The sequence below is a fragment of the Streptomyces sp. NPDC002853 genome (assembly GCF_053591915.1).
Genome location: NZ_JBSFUS010000009.1, coordinates 294,115 through 309,534, shown reverse-complemented (window position 1 = coordinate 309,534; position 15,420 = coordinate 294,115). Strand labels below are relative to the sequence as shown.

The window sequence follows — 15,420 nt, the reverse complement described above, 5'->3', positions numbered from 1 at the left end:
CACTCGTGAGACGGCGTAATGGAGAAGCGATACCTGTGAGCGCAGCGACAACGCGAAGCCGTACCCCGCGTACCCCGCGTACCCCGCGTACTCCCGACCGCCTGTGCGCCGAGGCGGTGGGACTGGCCCGTGACGCGGCCGAGGAGGCCGCCGCGCCCGGTGTGGTCGGTGAGCACGTCGAGGTCGTGGTCGAGGGCGACCGCGTCGTCACGCACCTGTTCGAGTGCAAGGAATTCGGCTACCGGGGCTGGCGCTGGGCCGTGACGGTGGCCCGTGCCTCGCGCGCCAAGGTCGTCACGCTCGACGAGACGGTCCTGTTGCCCGGTCCTGATGCCTTGCTGGCCCCCGAGTGGGTGCCGTGGAGCGAGCGGCTCCGCCCCGGTGACATGGGCCCGGGGGACCTGCTCCCCACGGACGCGGAGGATCTGCGCCTGGAGCCCGGTTTCTCCGGCGAGGAGGAGCCGCCGCCGAACTCCGTGTTCTCCGAGGAGATGGCGGAGCTGGTCGAGGCGGAGGACGCCGAGATCACTCCGGTGTCGCCCGCCGAGCTGCCCGCGGCGCCCGCGCGCGGTTCGATCGCGGCGCTCGCGGACGAGCTCGGCATGCGCCGGGCCCGAGTCCTGTCCCGGTACGGGCTGCATGCCGCGGCCGATCGCTGGGAGGAGTCGCACGGCGCGAAGACGGCGATGGCGCAGGCGGCGCCCGCGTCCTGCGTCAGCTGTGGCTTCCTTGCCCCGATCGGCGGATCGCTCGGGCAGGCGTTCGGGGTGTGCGCGAATGAGTTCGGTCCTGCGGACGGGCAGGTCGTGTCCCTCGCCTACGGCTGCGGGGGCCACTCGGAGGCGGCCGTGATGCCGACCCCGCCGCGGCCGGCGGCGCCGGTCCTGGACGAGACCCGAGTGGACGTCCTCCCGCTGCGCCCCGCCCCGGATTCCGGCTCCGTGGCCCCGGAGGGCGCGGGAGAGGACCTCGGCCACAGCTAGGCGTTTGCGGGGGCTGCGGGGGCCGGGGCTGCGGGGTGCTCGTGACCCGGGGGTCCGCCTTCCCGCCGCTTACCTGGCGCTCGCGGGCCGGGGGCCTGCCTTGGCGCCTGCTTGCCCGGCGCCTGCTTGCCCGGCGCTCGGCGGTGTGGGGCGGTGGCGCCGCTTCCTTCTCGTCTGCGGCGGGGCGAATGGCCATGCCGCGCTCCGCGCGGATCTCTCCCACCCACCCACCCGGCACCCCGGGGCAGCCGTCGCCCCCCGTCCCTCCGGCACCCCGGGGCAGTCGTCGCCATGCGCGCTCCGCGCGGATATTTCCCGCCCACCCACCCGGCACCCCGGGGTAATCGGGTGGGTGGGCGGGAGAAACCCGCGCGGAGCGCGGGGAAGTGGCTCGCCGGTCGGCAGGTGCCGCGTGTCCCAGCCACTGCGGGGCGGGCGTGGTTGCTCCTAGGCCGCCGTGCAGTGCGGGGTAATCGGGTGGGTGGGCGGGAGGCATCCCGCGCGGAGCGCGGGGAAGTGGTCCCCCGGGCCGCAGGCGCCACGCGTCCAGCCACCGCGTGACCGGGCGCGGCTGCTCCCGCGCCGCCGGCGCAGGGTGGGCGGGGGGCGTCCCGCGCCGCCGGTCGGCGGGCGTGGCTGCTCCCGCGCCGCCGCGCAGGGTGGCCAAGCGACCGCAGGCCCCGTAGGACCCGTAGGACCCGGCCAGTCAGGGACCGCCCCTCATCAGGGGAGACCCGGGACGCGGTACCGTTCGCCCCGCGAACCGAGCTAGGGAGACGACACCGTGAGCAAGACCGTGCGGCCGGCGGCCGAGGGCACAGACCCGTTCGGCACGGCACGGCTCCGGCGGGGCGTCCTCGACGCCTGGGCGGCGAGCCCGGCCCGCTTCCGGGAGGACGCCAACGCCGAGGAGGACCTCGCCCTCGGCGGCTACCGGGACCGCCTCATCGTCGAGCTCGCGCAGAACGCCGCCGACGCGGCAGCGCGGGCCGGCGCTCCGGGCCGCCTCGCCCTCACCCTCCGGGACGGCGTACTCGCCGCCGCCAACAACGGCGCCCCCCTCGACGCCACCGGCGTCGAATCCCTCTCCACCCTCCGCGCCTCCGCCAAGCGGGAGGACCAGAGCAACGGCGCCGTAGGCCGGTTCGGCGTCGGCTTCGCGGCCGTCCTCGCCGTATCGGACGAGCCCGCCCTCGTGGGGCGTACCGGCGGCGTCCGCTGGTCCCTGGGCGAGGCGCGTGAACTCGCCGCCGACACCGCCCGCTTCAGCCCCGGCCTCGGCGACGAGATCCGCAGGCGCGACGGCCACGTACCCCTGCTGCGGCTGCCCTTCGCCGCCGAGGGATCCGCCCCGGAGGGATATGACACCGTCGTCATCCTGCCCCTGCGGGACGCCGCCGCCGAGGACCTGGTCGTACGGCTCCTCGACGGCATCGACGACGCCCTCCTCCTCGCCCTGCCCGGCCTGGAGGAGGTGGTGGTCCAGGTCGGCGAGCACGCCCCCCGCACCCTCCGCCGCACCGCCGAGCCCGACCACGGCTACGCCGACATCTCCGACAGCCGTGACGGAGACACCCGCTGGCGCCTCGTCAGCCACCAAGGCCCCCTGGAGCAGGATCTCCTCGCCGACCGGCCCGTCGAGGAGCGGCTGCGCCCCCACTGGTCCGTCACCTGGGCCGTCCCCACCGACCGTGAAGGCGCCCCGCAGGCGCCCCGCAGCGCCCCCGTCCTGCACGCGCCGACCCCGAGCGACGAGCCGCTCGGAGTGCCCGCCCTGCTCATCGCCTCGTTCCCGCTGGACACGACCCGGCGGCACGCGGCGCCCGGGCCCCTCACCGACTTCCTCGTGCAGCGCGCGGCCGACGCGTACGCCGAACTCCTCGCCGAATGGCGGCCCGTCGGCGAAGGCATCATCAGCCTCGTCCCCGGCCCGCTCGGCAGGAGCGAACTCGACGGCGCCCTGCGCCAGGCCATCCTCGACCGGCTGCCCCGCACGGCTTTCCTGCCGCCCGCGGTGGAGGCCGTCCCCCAAGAGGACCCCGACGTACCCGAGTGGCAGGTCCCCGTCGCGCTGCGGCCACGTGACGCCGAGGTCGTGGAGGGCGCGGGCGCCGACACCGTACGGGTTCTCGCCGACGTGCTGCCCAGCCTGCTGCCCGCGGGACTTGAGCGGCGCGCCGAGCTGCGCACCCTCGGCGTCGCCCGCGTCCCGCTGACCGAGGCCATCGACCGGCTCGCCGGTCTTGAGCGGGAACCCGAGTGGTGGCACCGGCTGTACGACACCCTCGCCGGTGTCGACCCCGACCGCCTCACCGGGCTTCCCGTCCCTCTCGCCGACGGGCGCACCACCATCGGGCCCCGCCAGGTCCTGCTCCCCGTCATCGGCGACGACAGCGACCCCGCGACCCTGGTCCGCCTCGGCCTGAAGGTCGCGCACCCCGACGCCGTGCACCCCCTCCTGGAGAAGCTCGGCGCCCTGCCCGCCACGCCCCGCGCCGTCCTGACGACCCCACAGGTCCGCGCCGCCGTCGCCGCCTCACTCGACGACGACACGTGGGACGAGGACGCCCTGGACGCCGACGAGCTCGCGGACATCGTGCTCGCGCTCGTCCGTGACGCGAACCTCGCGCCCGGCGACGAGCCCTGGCTCGGCGCGCTCGCCCTCCCCGACGACGAGGACGGCGACCTCGCGCCCGCCGGTGAACTCGTCCTCCCCGGCAGCCCCTTCGCCCAGGTCATGCGCGAGGACGAACTCGCCACGGTGGACGCCGAGCTCGCCGAGCGCTGGGGTGAGCAGCCCCTCGCCGCGTGCGGAGTGCTCGCCACGTTCGCCCTTGTCCGCGCCACGGACGTCGTACTCGACCCCGATGAACTCGAGCCGCGCGAGGGCGACTTCGCCGAGCCTGACGACGCGGGGCTGCTCGACGCGGTCGACGTGTGGTGCGAGGACACCCTCGACCGGCTGCCGGAGACTCCCGTCCCGCCGGTCGCCACCGAGATCATCGCCGTACGGGATCTGGATCTGGTCGACGAGGAGTGCTGGCCGCAGGCGCTGGAGATGCTCTCGCGGCCCCCGCTGCGGGACGCGCTGACGCAGCCGTTGCGGATTCTGCTGCCGGACGGCACGACGGAGAGCGTCCGTTCGTACACGGCTTGGTGGTTGCGCGGGAATCCCGTCCTCGGCGGCCGGCGTCCGGCCGGTCTGCGGGCCTCGGGCGGCGACCCGCTGCTCGAAGGGCTCTACGACGCCGCCGACGCGTCCGGCTTCGACGACGAGCAGGTGCTGCGGGCGCTCGGCGTCCGTACGTCGGTCGCCGCGCTCCTCGCGGAGCCCGGCGGCGCCGCCGAGCTGCTCGAACGGCTCGCGGACCCGGAGCGGACCGTTTCGGCGGCCCAACTGCACGCCCTGTACGGCGCTCTGGCCGATCTGGACCCGGAGCAGGTGACGCTGCCGGACGAGGTGCGGGCCGTGGTGGACGGTGAGGTCGTGGTCGTCGACGTGGCGGAAGCGGTCGTCGCCGACGCCCCTGATCTGCTGCCGCTGGCCGGGGGCGTGGCGCTGCTGCCCGTGGAGCCCCGCAGGGCGGGTGACCTGGCCGAGCTGTTCCAGGTGCGCAGGCTGAGCGAGACGGCTGCGGAGGAGCCCTCCGGGGAGGGCTCGGAGCATCCGGTGCCGGAATCGGTGCGGGTGCTGCTTGGTCCCATGACCCCGGAGACGTACGTCGAGTACGAGGAGCTGTTCGTGGGGGACGTCGAGCTGGACTGGCGCCGGACGCCGGACGGCGCCGTCCACGCGGCCACCCTGGAGGGCGTGGCCGCCGGTCTCGCCTGGGCGGCGGGCCAGTGGCCGCGGCGGTTCGAGGTGGCGGCGCTGCTCGAGGATCCCTCACGGACGGATGAGCTGGAGCGGGATCGCTGGTTCGACTGAGCGGGGCCCAGCGGGCATCCGGCGGATTCTGCCGGAAGCCTGCGCTCCTCTTTAGCTCCGCAGCAGCCGCTGCCTCCGAGAACATGAATGCCCCTCTCCACCAGATGGCAGAGAGGGGCATTCGCGCATTACCGGCTTTCGCCCGACTTCTTACAGCCTGAGGCCGGAAGTCGCCGATGAAAGCAGCGGAGTACTAGTTCAGGAATCCTCCGCGGAAGATGCCCGCCGGTACCGCAGGATCACGAACACGATAAGAGCGATCTGAGTGACTCCCCAGATGCTGATCTCGACCGTTCCGAATTGAGCCCCAAGGGCGAGGAGGATGATGAAGAAGACCGCGAGAATCGCGACTATCTGCAGAATAAGAGACTTCATCCAGTTCCCTCGCGTTAGGCGCCGCTACCGGCGACCTTCGTCTTTCCAGTGCCGTAGACCTTCACTTTGGCCCACGGGTATACGTTGGCGTAATCGCCGTAGACCGGCACCTGGAGCTTCACCTTCCGCTTCATCATAGATGTAGCGGAAGATGCGGGGACCCTCGACTTGCGGTTCTCGATCCTGCTGCCGGTGTCGACCACGTCCTGCTCGTTGCTGAACCTGTCGTAACGCTTGCCCCAGGCGCGCACCTTGCCGCCCTTGTAGTTGAACCGAGCGTAGGTGTGGTACTTGAAGATCGTGCTGCCGAGGTAGCTACGGTGGGTGTAAGTGATGTGCGTCATCTTCCACTTACCGCCGCTGACGCGAGCTGCCCCGACCCCCGCGCTCTTCAGTGCTGGAGCCTCGAGGTCGACGTCTGTCTCCTCGGGCGTCTCCTGCTCTTCTGAGGGGTCGCTCAGCTGGGCGTCCGCAGGAGGTTCGATCTCCGCAAGCTCGGCCGCGCTGAGAGGCTTGCCGGTTTCCGCGGATACAGCCTCGCCCTCTTCGGAGACCACGGCTTCGTCGACCGACACCTTCAAGTACCTAGGGTCGGGGACCCCCTTCGCCACCTCAGGAAATTCTTCCTTGAGGGTATCCAGGAAGCGGTAGTGCTGGGCGATTGCGGCTTCGTTTCCTGAATCCATGGATACGCCAGTGACCGCAATTCGAGACAGCAGGACGGCTACGCGAGCCTTCTTGGTGGCATCAGCGGCCGGGTCATTTGCCGCTACAGCCGGAGTGAGAGTGGTCAGAAGTGTGGCAACGGCAACTGCCGTGCCAGAAAGAAGCCTTCTGCTGCAGTGCAGCGAACGCATTGTTCCCCCATGTCAAGTTTTAAATTTCGGGAAGATTATTTCCCGAACCCCGGGCTGAGAGTAGACGGAATACTTGAGATTCCGCAACCCGCCCTATGAACGCGACTGCATCCACCTGGATGGTCAAGGTGGTGGCCGACCCGAAGGGCGACGTCGACAGCAAGGCCGGCAAAGGGGAAAGTCTGGGGCCGCTGCGCCGAAGAACTACGCCCAAGAGCTACGCCGGAAAGCGGCGGCCGACCCAGCGGAAGATGACCTCGATGATCAGTGAGGCCACCGCCGCGACCGCGACCGCCGCCCACGGCATCGTCGTGCCGACCAGCTTCAGCTGGAAGAAGTCCTGGAGCCACGGCACGGTGAGCACCAGCAGGAAGCCGAGACCCATCGTGCCGATCAGGCCGAGCCGCCACCACGTGTAGGGGCGGGCGATGATCGCGAGGACCCACATGGCGATCAGGAACAGCGCCAGCGTGGCCGCGCTGGTCTCGGCTTCCCGCGCGCCCGCCCCCGCGTAGTGATGGCGGGCCAGGAGGTACGTGCAGAAGGTGGCGACGCCCGCGACGACCCCGCCGGGGATCGCGTACCGCATGACCCTTCGTACGAAGTGGGGCTTGGCCCGCTCCTTGTTGGGCGCCAGGGCGAGGAAGAAGGCCGGGACGCCGATCGTCAGGGTCGAGAGCAGGGTCAAGTGGCGTGGCAGGAACAAGTACTCCACCTGCGAGCAGACCACGAGCAGCGCGATGACGACCGAGTAGACGGTCTTCACCAGGAACAGCGTCGCGACCCGCGTGATGTTGCCGATGACCCGGCGGCCCTCCGCGACCACCGAGGGCAGCGTCGCGAAGCTGTTGTTCAGGAGCACGATCTGGGCGACCGCACGCGTCGCCTCCGAGCCCGAGCCCATCGAGACGCCGATGTCGGCGTCCTTCAGGGCCAGCACGTCGTTCACGCCGTCGCCCGTCATGGCGACCGTGTGGCCGCGTGACTGGAGGGCGCCCACCATGTCGCGCTTCTGCTGCGGGGTGACCCGGCCGAAGACGGAGTTGGCGTCCAGGGCCTCGGCCATCTCGCCCTGTTCCGCGGGCAGCTTGCGGGCGTCGACGGTGTTCTCCGCGCCCGGAAGGCCCAGCTTCCCCGCGACCGCGCTCACCGAGACCGCGTTGTCGCCGGAGATGACCTTCGCGCTGACGTCCTGCTCCTCGAAGTACCGCAGGGTGTCGGCGGCGTCCGGGCGCAGCCGCTGCTCCAGGACGACGAGGGCGGTGGCGGTGGCCCCCGTCGCCACCTCCGGGTCGTCCAGTTCACCGGTGGCGCGGGCGAGCAGCAGTACGCGCAGGCCCTGTTGGTTGAGGTCCTCGATCTCGGCGAGGGACGGGTCACCGTCGGGCAGCAGCACATCGGGGGCGCCGAGCAGCCACGTCGAGTCGTTGCCGTCGCCCTCGCTGAAGGAGGCGCCGCTGTACTTGCGGGCCGAGGAGAAGGGCAGCGACTCCGTGCAGCGCCACTCCTCGCTGTCGGGGTACGAGTCGATGATCGCCTGGAGCGAGGCGTTCGGCCGCGGGTCGGACTCACCCAGGGCGCCGAGGACTTTCCGTACGTACGCCTCGTCCGAGCCGTTCAGCGGCCTCAGCTCGGTGACGTCCATGCCGCCCTCGGTGAGGGTGCCGGTCTTGTCGAGGCAGACCGTGTCGACGCGGGCCAGGCCCTCGATGGCGGGGAGTTCCTGCACGAGGCACTGCTTGCGGCCGAGCCGGATGACCCCGATCGCGAAGGCGACCGACGTGAGGAGCACGAGCCCCTCCGGGATCATGGGGACGATGCCGCCCACGGTGTAGGCGACGGACTCCTTGAAGTTGTCGTCCTTGACGACGAGCTGGCTGATGATGAGGCCGATCGAGGTCGGGACCATCAGCCACGTCACGTACTTGAGGATCGTGGAGATGCCGGAGCGCAGCTCGGAGTGGACGAGCGTGAAGCGGCTCGCCTCCTCGGCGAGCTGCGCAGCGTACGCCTCGCGGCCGACCTTCGTGGCGGTGAACGCGCCGCCGCCCGCGACCACGAAGGAGCCCGACATCATCCTGTCGCCGGGTTTCTTGATGACGGGGTCGGCCTCACCGGTCAGGAGTGACTCGTCGACCTCAAGGCTTTCGGTCTCGACCGCCTCGCCGTCCACGACGATCTTGTCCCCTGGACCCAGCTCCACCAGGTCGCCGAGGACGATCTCGGAGGTGGAGATCTCGGCCGCCGTTCCGTCGCGCCGCACGGTCGGCTTGGCCTCGCCGATGACCGCGAGTCCGTCCAGGGTCTTCTTGGCGCGCAGCTCCTGGATGATGCCGATGCCCGTGTTGGCGATGATCACGAAGCCGAAGAGGGAGTCCTGGATCGGCGCGACGAAGAGCATGATCACCCAGAGCACGCCGATGATCGCGTTGAAGCGGGTGAAGACGTTCGCCCGGATGATCTCGGTGGTGGACCGGGAGCTGCGGACGGGTACGTCGTTGACCTCGCCGCGTGCGACCCGCTCGGCGACCTCGGCGGCGGTCAGACCCGTCGCGCGTCCGGTGGGCGGTGCCACCGGGTGGACCGGGTCGAGCTCGGCGCCCGCGTCGATATGCGTCATGGCTTCGACGGTACGGGCGGGGCGGGGGCTTCACCCCTTGAGTGGCCCAAAGATCCGACCACGGTAGGAGACGGACCGTCCCGTGGTTGTACGGCGGTCCCATGGTCGCGCGGGTGGCCGCGATACGAAGGGACTACTCGGCGGCGGGGGCCGCTTTGCGTGCCGCGTCCCGTTTGATCGCGGCGTCGCGTCCCCGCACGTACCAGATGCCGATCAGGCCGAGGCCCGCTCCGGCCAGGCAGGTCCACACCCACCAGGTGGCGTCGCGGTCGTCGAACCAGCCGTAGAACGGCAGCTGCACCAGGAAGAGGACGAACCACAGGATCGTGCCGCCCGTGATGGTGGCGACGACGGGGCCCTCCAGGGGCTCGGGCGCCTCGTGCTTGGGGGTCCACTTCTCCATGCGCATAGCTTACGAGCAGCCGGGGCGGGCCCCCGCGGGGGTCGGTGTGCCCCGCTGCCACAAGGGTCTACGCGCGGAGATAGCGAATTCCCCTTCATGTATTCATACTGAAACCGCTCGTTAATGGCTGGTTGTTTTCGTAAGAACAAACAAATCGATCAACGGCCACCACTTAACGATCTTCCCCCTTTCTCTGCGTTTCTCTGAGTCCACGAGGTCCCGCATGCCTTCCTCGGCCACCACCCCGGTCGACGCCAGCAAAGAGCCGCCGAAGCCCCCGCAGGGTGGCATCGACGGCTTCTTCAAGATCACCGAACGGGGTTCGACCCTCGTCCGTGAGGTCCGAGGCGGCTTCGCCACCTTCTTCGCGATGGCCTACATCATCGTGCTGAACCCGATCATCCTGGGCAGCGCGAAGGACATGTACGGGCACCAGCTCGACAACGGCCAGCTGGTGACCGCGACCGCCGTGGTGGCAGCCTTCACCACGCTGCTCATGGGTGTCATCGGCAACGTCCCGATCGCCCTCGCCGCCGGTCTCGGCGTGAACACCGTGGTCGCCCTCCAGCTCGCGCCGCGCATGTCGTGGCCCGACGCGATGGGCATGGTCGTCCTCGCGGGCTTCGTCGTGATGCTGCTCGTGGCGACCGGACTGCGGGAGCGCGTGATGAGCGCCGTACCGCTGGGCCTGCGCAAGGGCATCGCGATCGGCATCGGCCTCTTCATCATGCTGATCGGCCTCGTCGACTCCGGCTTCGTCTCGCGCATCCCGGACGCCGCGCACACCACGGTCCCGCTGCAGCTCGGCGGCGACGGGCACCTCAACGGCTGGCCCGTGCTCGTCTTCGTGCTCGGCGCGCTGCTCACGCTCTGCCTGATCGTCCGCAAGGTGCCGGGCGCGATCCTCATCAGCATCGTCGTCATGACGATCGTCGCGATGATCATCAACGCGGTCGCGAAGGTGCCCTCCTGGGGCCTGACGACGCCCGAGTGGCCCGGCAACCCCGTCGCGACCCCGGACTTCGGCCTGGTCGGTCAGGTCAGTCTGTTCGGCGGCTTTGAGAAGGTCGGCCTGCTCACCGGCATCCTCTTCGTCTTCACCGTCCTCCTCTCGTGCTTCTTCGACGCCATGGGCACGATCATGGGCGTCGGCGACGAGGCCAAGCTGACCGACGCCAACGGCAACATGCCGGGCATGAACAAGGTCCTGTTCGTCGACGGCATCGCGGTCGCCGCGGGCGGCGCCTCGTCCTCCTCGGCCACCACCTGCTTCGTGGAGTCCACGGCGGGCGTCGGCGAGGGCGCGCGCACGGGCTTCGCCAACATCGTCACCGGCGGTCTCTTCACCGTGGCGCTGTTCCTCACGCCCATCGCGACGATGGTCCCGTCGCAGGCGGCCACGCCCGCGCTGCTCGCGGTCGGCTTCCTGATCCTGTCCGGCTCGATCGGCCAGATCGACTGGGCGGACTTCACCATCGCGATCCCGGCGTTCCTGACGATGGTGATGATGCCGTTCACGTACTCGATCACGAACGGCATCGGCATCGGCTTCATCAGCTTCACCGTGCTGCGTCTCGCCTCGGGCCGCGGCCGCGAGGTACCCGCCGCGATGTACATCGTGTCGGCGGTCTTCGCCTTCTACTACCTGATGCCGGCGCTCGGCCTCACGTAAGGGCCCGCATCACGTGAATGCCTACGGGGCGGCCATCAGGCCGCCCCGTAGAACTTTTCCGTCTCCTCGACGGCGCTCTGGAAGCGCTCGTCGAAGTCACCACGGATGAGCGTCCCGACCACGTAGTCCTGGACGCTCATTCCCCTCTTGGCGGCGTGCTGCTTGAGCCGGTCGAGCAGCTCACCGTCTATTCGCAGGCTGAGCACTGTCGATCCCATGCGTGCCAGGGTCCCTGCCGTTCCTCGGGCCGTGTCTCACTTTCCGCGGCCACCTCACTCATATGGGTGACGAAAGGGTTCCGTGGTCCTTGCCGCGGGAAACCGAGTGGTCTTTAGCTAGAGTAATGAGTTACTCTAACGAACATGCCGGACCTCTCCCATGGTGACGACGCCGCCGCCGTGAACTCCCTGCGCTCCGCCGTGATGCGCCTGTCCCGTCGACTCAAGCACCAGCGGGTCGACGAGTCGCTGAGCCCCACCGAGATGTCGGTGCTCGGCACCCTCGCCCGCTGCGGCCACGCCACCCCCGGTGAGCTGGCCCGCAAGGAACACGTGCAGCCGCCGTCGATGACCCGCATCGTCGCGTTGCTCGAAGCCAAGGGTCTCGTCCGGCTCGAGCCGCATCCCGAGGACCGCCGCCAGAAGGTGGTGACCCAGACGGAGACGGCCGAGGCCATGCTCGAGGAGAGCCGCCGCAAGCGGAACGCCTGGCTGGCCGGCCTGGCCGAGCATCTCGACGAGGACGAGTGGGCGCGACTGCGTGCCGCCGCTCCCGTCCTGGAGAAGCTCGCCCACCTGTAGCTCGCGCATCGACAAGCAGTACTCACTCCGGGCCACCCGCCGTGAGCCGTACGACGCCAAGGAGGCGAACGCACTTTGAGTACGGGATCCGGAGCAGACTCCGCCCCCGCACCAACCACCCTCGACAAGTCCCCCGCCGCGAAGACGTCGATGTTCAGCTCGCTGAAGATCCGTAACTACCGGCTCTTCGCCTCCGGCGCCGTTGTCTCCAACACCGGCACGTGGATGGCGCGCATCACCCAGGACTGGCTGGTCCTGAGCCTCACCGGCTCCTCGGCCGCGGTCGGCATCACCACCGCGATGCAGTTCCTGCCGATGCTCCTGTTCGGCCTCTACGGCGGTGTCATCGCCGACCGCTTCGCCAAGCGGAAGCTGCTCTTCTGCACCCAGGGCGCGATGAGCATCAGCGGCCTCTTCCTGGCGGCGCTCACCCTGAGCGGCAACGTCCAGGTCTGGCACGTCTACCTCGCGGCCTTCTTCACGGGTCTCGTCACGGTCGTGGACAACCCGACCCGGCAGTCCTTCGTGTCCGAGATGGTGGGACCTGACCAGGTCCGCAACGCCGTCTCGCTGAACTCGGCGAACTTCCAGTCCGCCCGCCTCATCGGCCCCGCCGTGGCGAGTGGTCTCACCGCCGCGGTCGGTCCCGGCTGGGCGTTCCTCGCCAACGGCCTGTCCTTCCTCGCGCCGCTCACCGGCCTGATGCTGATGCGCACCCGCGAGCTGCACCCCACCCCGCGCAAGCCGCGCGGCAAGGGACAGCTGAGGGAAGGCCTGAACTACGTCTCCAAGCACCCCGAGCTGATCTGGCCGATCGTCCTCGTCGGCTTCGTCGGCACCTTCGGATTCAACTTCCCGATCTGGCTGAGCGCCTTCGCGGACGACATCTTCCACGGCGGCGTGGGGATGTACGGGCTGTTCAACACCCTGATGGCCATCGGCTCCCTCGCCGGCGCGCTGCTCGCGGCCCGCCGCGGCACCTCACGCCTGAGGCTGCTCGCCGGGGCCGCGATCGCCTTCGGCGTCCTGCAGATCGTCGCCGCGTTCGCGCCCGAGCTGTGGATGTTCGTCGCGCTGATCGTCCCGATCGGCATCCTCGGCCTGACGGTGAACGTCACCGCCAACTCGTCGGTCCAGATGGCCACCGACCCCGAGATGCGGGGCCGCGTCATGTCCCTCTTCATGATGGTCTTCACCGGCGGCACGCCGCTCGGCGGCCCGCTCTTCGGCTGGCTCGCCGACGCGTACGGGGTACGTGTCAGCATGGCCGCGGGCGGCCTCATATGCGCCGTGGCCGCGGTCGGTGTCGGTCTGATGCTGGCCCGCGCCGCGAACCTGCGGCTCAAGGTGGATCTGCGGCGCGGGCAGCAGCACGTGCAGTTCGTGCCGCGGGAACTGGCGACGGCGGCGTGAGCGCCTACCCGGTCACACGCGCCGGGCCAGGATCTGGCCCGGCCAGGTGCCGTCCTGCTCGACGAAGGACTCGGTCCGCGTGAAGCCGTTGCGCTCGTAGAACGCGACGAGCTTGCCGTCACCGCCCGCGTAGCAGTCGACCCGGAGCAGGGAGACGCCCTGTCTCCGGGTCTCCTCCGCCGCGTGCGCGAGGAGGGCGGCGCCCGCGCCTGTCCCGTGCCGGGATGCCAGGAGGTGGATGTACCGCTCCGGCTCGTCGACCGGCGCGATGTACGAGCCCGGTCCATCGGTCAGGGTGAGCGTGCCGACCGGCTGGTCGCCGATCTCCGCGATCCAGGGGGAGCCGGTGGTCAGATACTTCTCGACCAGGGCGATGGTCTTCGGGTTGGCCGACCAGGGCGTGTCGCCCCACTGTCCGGTGCGGCCCTGCGAGACGAGCCAGGCGACGGCCTCGTCGAAGAGGGCGAGGACGGTGGGGATGTCGTCGGGACCGGCGGGGCGGATGGTTATGTGGCTGTCCATGCGGCTTTTTCTCCCCCGGTCCGGGCCTTCCCGAAACTGGGGTTCCGCCGGACCCGGTACTTCAGCCGGTAAGGCGCGGGGTTGGGGAAAGAACCGCGGGAGGCGAGACTCGCCCCATGAGACTCTTCGCGGCCGTGCTGCCGCCGGACGCGGCAGCGGATGAACTGGCCGGAGCAGCGGCCGAGTTGAGAACCCTGCCCGGCGCCGAATCCCTCCGCTGGACGCTCCGCGAGAGCTGGCACTTCACCCTCGCCTTCATGGCGGAGGTCGAGGACACCACCGTCCCCGAACTCTCCGAATGCCTCTCCCGCGCGGCGAAGCGCACACCCCCCTTCCCCCTGGCCCTGCACGGCGGAGGCCACTTCGGCGACCGGGCGCTGTGGACCGGCGCCAAGGGCGACGTGGAAACCCTGCGCCTCCTCGCCCGAAGGGCGGACGCCGCGGCCCGCAGGTCCGGCATCCCCATGGAGGAGCACCGCCACTACCGCCCCCACCTGACACTGGCCCGCGGCCAAGGGGAGCCGCCCCTGCGCACGTACGCCGACGGCCTCGCGGACTTCGAGGGCGCGGAGTGGACCGTGACCGAGCTGACCCTCGTACGCAGCAATCTGCCCGTGAGCGGTGTGGCGGGGGAACGGCCCCGCTATGAGGTGGTCGGTCGATGGCCACTGGGCGGAGCCGGTTAACCTCGACTACGTGGACCCGAAAACCAGGAACCGGATCATGGCCGGTGTGCTCGTGCTGATGTTCGTCGTCGTGGCGGTCGCGGCCGCGGTCGGCCAGTGAGGCGATGACCGCGGCCGCCCGGACCTGCCGCCCGCTACCAGGCGAAGGACTCCGGCGAGGGCCCCGGCCCCGGGAAGATCTCGTCCAAGGCGTCGAGCAGCTCGGCCGGTAGTTCGAGATCGACCGCGCGCAGTGCGCTGGTGAGCTGCTCCGACGTACGCGGCCCGACGATCGGCCCGGTGATGCCGGGCCGGGTGAGCAGCCAGGCGAGCGCCACTTCGCCCGGCGCGAGGCCGTGCTTGTCGAGCAGGTCCTCGTACGCCTGCACCTGCGCGCGCACCTCGGGCTTCGCCAGCTCCTGGGCGGCGCGTCCGCCGGTGCGCCGCTTGCCCTCGCCCTCCTTCTTCAGGACGCCGCCGAGCAGCCCGCTGTGCAGCGGCGACCACGGGATGACGCCCAGGCCGTAGTCCTGCGCGGCCGGGATGACCTCCATCTCGGCGCTGCGCTCGGCGAGGTTGTAGAGGCACTGCTCGCTGACGAGGCCGTAACTGCCGCGTCGCGCGGCGATCTCGTTGGCCTGGGCGATCTTGTACCCGGGGAAGTTCGACGAACCCGCGTAGAGGATCTTGCCCTGGGTGATGAGGGTGTCGATGGCCTGCCAGATCTCCTCGAAGGGAGTGCGGCGGTCGATGTGGTGGAACTGGTAGATGTCGATGTAGTCGGTCTGCAGGCGCTTGAGCGAAGCCTCCACCGACCGGCGGATGTTGACCGCCGAGAGCAGGTCGTGGTTGGGCCACGCCGGCTTTCCGTCGAGAGCCATGTTCCCGTACATCTTGGTGGCGAGGACGGTCTTGTCGCGGCGCTCGCCGCCCTGGGTGAACCACGTGCCGAGGATCTCCTCGGTGCGGCCCTTGTTCTCGTCCCACCCGTAGACATTGGCGGTGTCGAAGTAGTTGATGCCCGCGTCGAGCGCGGCGTCCATGATCGTGTGGCTGTCGGGCTCGTTCGTCAGTGGCCCGAAGTTCATGGTCCCGAGCACGAGTCGACTGACCTTGAGTCCTGTGCGTCCCAGCTGCGTGTACTTCATGGTTGCCAAGCCAACGACTTGGAGTGCGCTCTAT

13 protein-coding genes are annotated in these 15,420 nt (G+C 70.1%); 6 read left to right on the top strand and 7 right to left on the bottom strand.

Annotated elements, in window-relative coordinates; all coding sequences use genetic code 11:
- Positions 1–35: 35 nt before the first annotated feature.
- Both ACWD02_RS25940 and ACWD02_RS25935 read left to right on the top strand, forming a co-directional pair.
- A complete protein-coding gene (locus ACWD02_RS25940; protein ID WP_451214826.1) occupies positions 36–983 on the top strand; it encodes a DUF3027 domain-containing protein in 948 nt (315 codons plus the stop codon).
- 784 nt (positions 984–1,767) lie between these two features.
- Positions 1,768–4,911, top strand: coding sequence for a sacsin N-terminal ATP-binding-like domain-containing protein (locus tag ACWD02_RS25935; protein ID WP_451214825.1), 3,144 nt, complete (start codon positions 1,768–1,770; stop codon positions 4,909–4,911).
- A 198-nt stretch (positions 4,912–5,109) separates the two neighbouring features.
- On the opposite strand, the gene ACWD02_RS25930 is transcribed toward ACWD02_RS25935, so the two are convergent.
- From ACWD02_RS25930 to ACWD02_RS25915, 4 genes are all read right to left on the bottom strand, one after another.
- Positions 5,110–5,286 carry a hypothetical protein gene (locus ACWD02_RS25930; protein ID WP_451214824.1) on the bottom strand — a complete coding sequence of 59 codons (177 nt, stop codon included), beginning with the start codon at positions 5,284–5,286 and terminating at the stop codon, positions 5,110–5,112.
- A gap of 14 nt (positions 5,287–5,300) precedes the next feature.
- Positions 5,301–6,143 carry a hypothetical protein gene (locus ACWD02_RS25925; RefSeq protein ID WP_451214823.1) on the bottom strand — a complete coding sequence of 281 codons (843 nt, stop codon included), beginning with the start codon at positions 6,141–6,143 and terminating at the stop codon, positions 5,301–5,303.
- Between the two features lie 217 nt (positions 6,144–6,360).
- Positions 6,361–8,763 carry an HAD-IC family P-type ATPase gene (locus ACWD02_RS25920; protein ID WP_451214822.1) on the bottom strand — a complete coding sequence of 801 codons (2,403 nt, stop codon included), beginning with the start codon at positions 8,761–8,763 and terminating at the stop codon, positions 6,361–6,363.
- Positions 8,764–8,896: 133 nt separating this feature from the next.
- On the bottom strand, positions 8,897–9,166 hold the full coding sequence (locus ACWD02_RS25915) for a DUF2530 domain-containing protein (RefSeq protein ID WP_451214821.1): 270 nt from the start codon (positions 9,164–9,166) through the stop codon (positions 8,897–8,899).
- A gap of 223 nt (positions 9,167–9,389) precedes the next feature.
- Between ACWD02_RS25915 and ACWD02_RS25910 the strand changes: the two genes are divergently transcribed.
- Positions 9,390–10,838: an NCS2 family permease gene (locus ACWD02_RS25910; RefSeq protein ID WP_451214820.1), complete on the top strand. Its 1,449-nt coding sequence runs from the start codon at positions 9,390–9,392 to the stop codon at positions 10,836–10,838.
- A gap of 35 nt (positions 10,839–10,873) precedes the next feature.
- On the opposite strand, the gene ACWD02_RS25905 is transcribed toward ACWD02_RS25910, so the two are convergent.
- Complete coding sequence (locus ACWD02_RS25905) at positions 10,874–11,056, bottom strand: ribbon-helix-helix protein, CopG family (RefSeq protein WP_363211910.1); 183 nt, start codon at positions 11,054–11,056, stop codon at positions 10,874–10,876.
- A gap of 144 nt (positions 11,057–11,200) precedes the next feature.
- Between ACWD02_RS25905 and ACWD02_RS25900 the strand changes: the two genes are divergently transcribed.
- The gene (locus ACWD02_RS25900) at positions 11,201–11,638 is read left to right on the top strand and encodes a MarR family winged helix-turn-helix transcriptional regulator (RefSeq protein ID WP_249589249.1); all 438 of its coding nucleotides are present in this window, start codon (positions 11,201–11,203) and stop codon (positions 11,636–11,638) included.
- Between the two features lie 75 nt (positions 11,639–11,713).
- Positions 11,714–13,051 (top strand): MFS transporter, encoded by a 1,338-nt coding sequence (locus tag ACWD02_RS25895; protein ID WP_451214819.1) that lies wholly within the window; start codon positions 11,714–11,716, stop codon positions 13,049–13,051.
- 12 nt (positions 13,052–13,063) lie between these two features.
- Here ACWD02_RS25895 and ACWD02_RS25890 read toward each other — a convergent pair whose 3' ends face one another.
- On the bottom strand, positions 13,064–13,573 hold the full coding sequence (locus ACWD02_RS25890) for a GNAT family N-acetyltransferase (protein WP_451214818.1): 510 nt from the start codon (positions 13,571–13,573) through the stop codon (positions 13,064–13,066).
- Positions 13,574–13,689: 116 nt separating this feature from the next.
- Between ACWD02_RS25890 and thpR the strand changes: the two genes are divergently transcribed.
- Positions 13,690–14,259 (top strand): RNA 2',3'-cyclic phosphodiesterase, encoded by a 570-nt coding sequence (gene thpR, locus ACWD02_RS25885; protein WP_451214817.1) that lies wholly within the window; start codon positions 13,690–13,692, stop codon positions 14,257–14,259.
- A gap of 134 nt (positions 14,260–14,393) precedes the next feature.
- On the opposite strand, the gene ACWD02_RS25880 is transcribed toward thpR, so the two are convergent.
- On the bottom strand, positions 14,394–15,386 hold the full coding sequence (locus ACWD02_RS25880) for an aldo/keto reductase (protein ID WP_451214816.1): 993 nt from the start codon (positions 15,384–15,386) through the stop codon (positions 14,394–14,396).
- Positions 15,387–15,420: the final 34 nt, after the last annotated feature.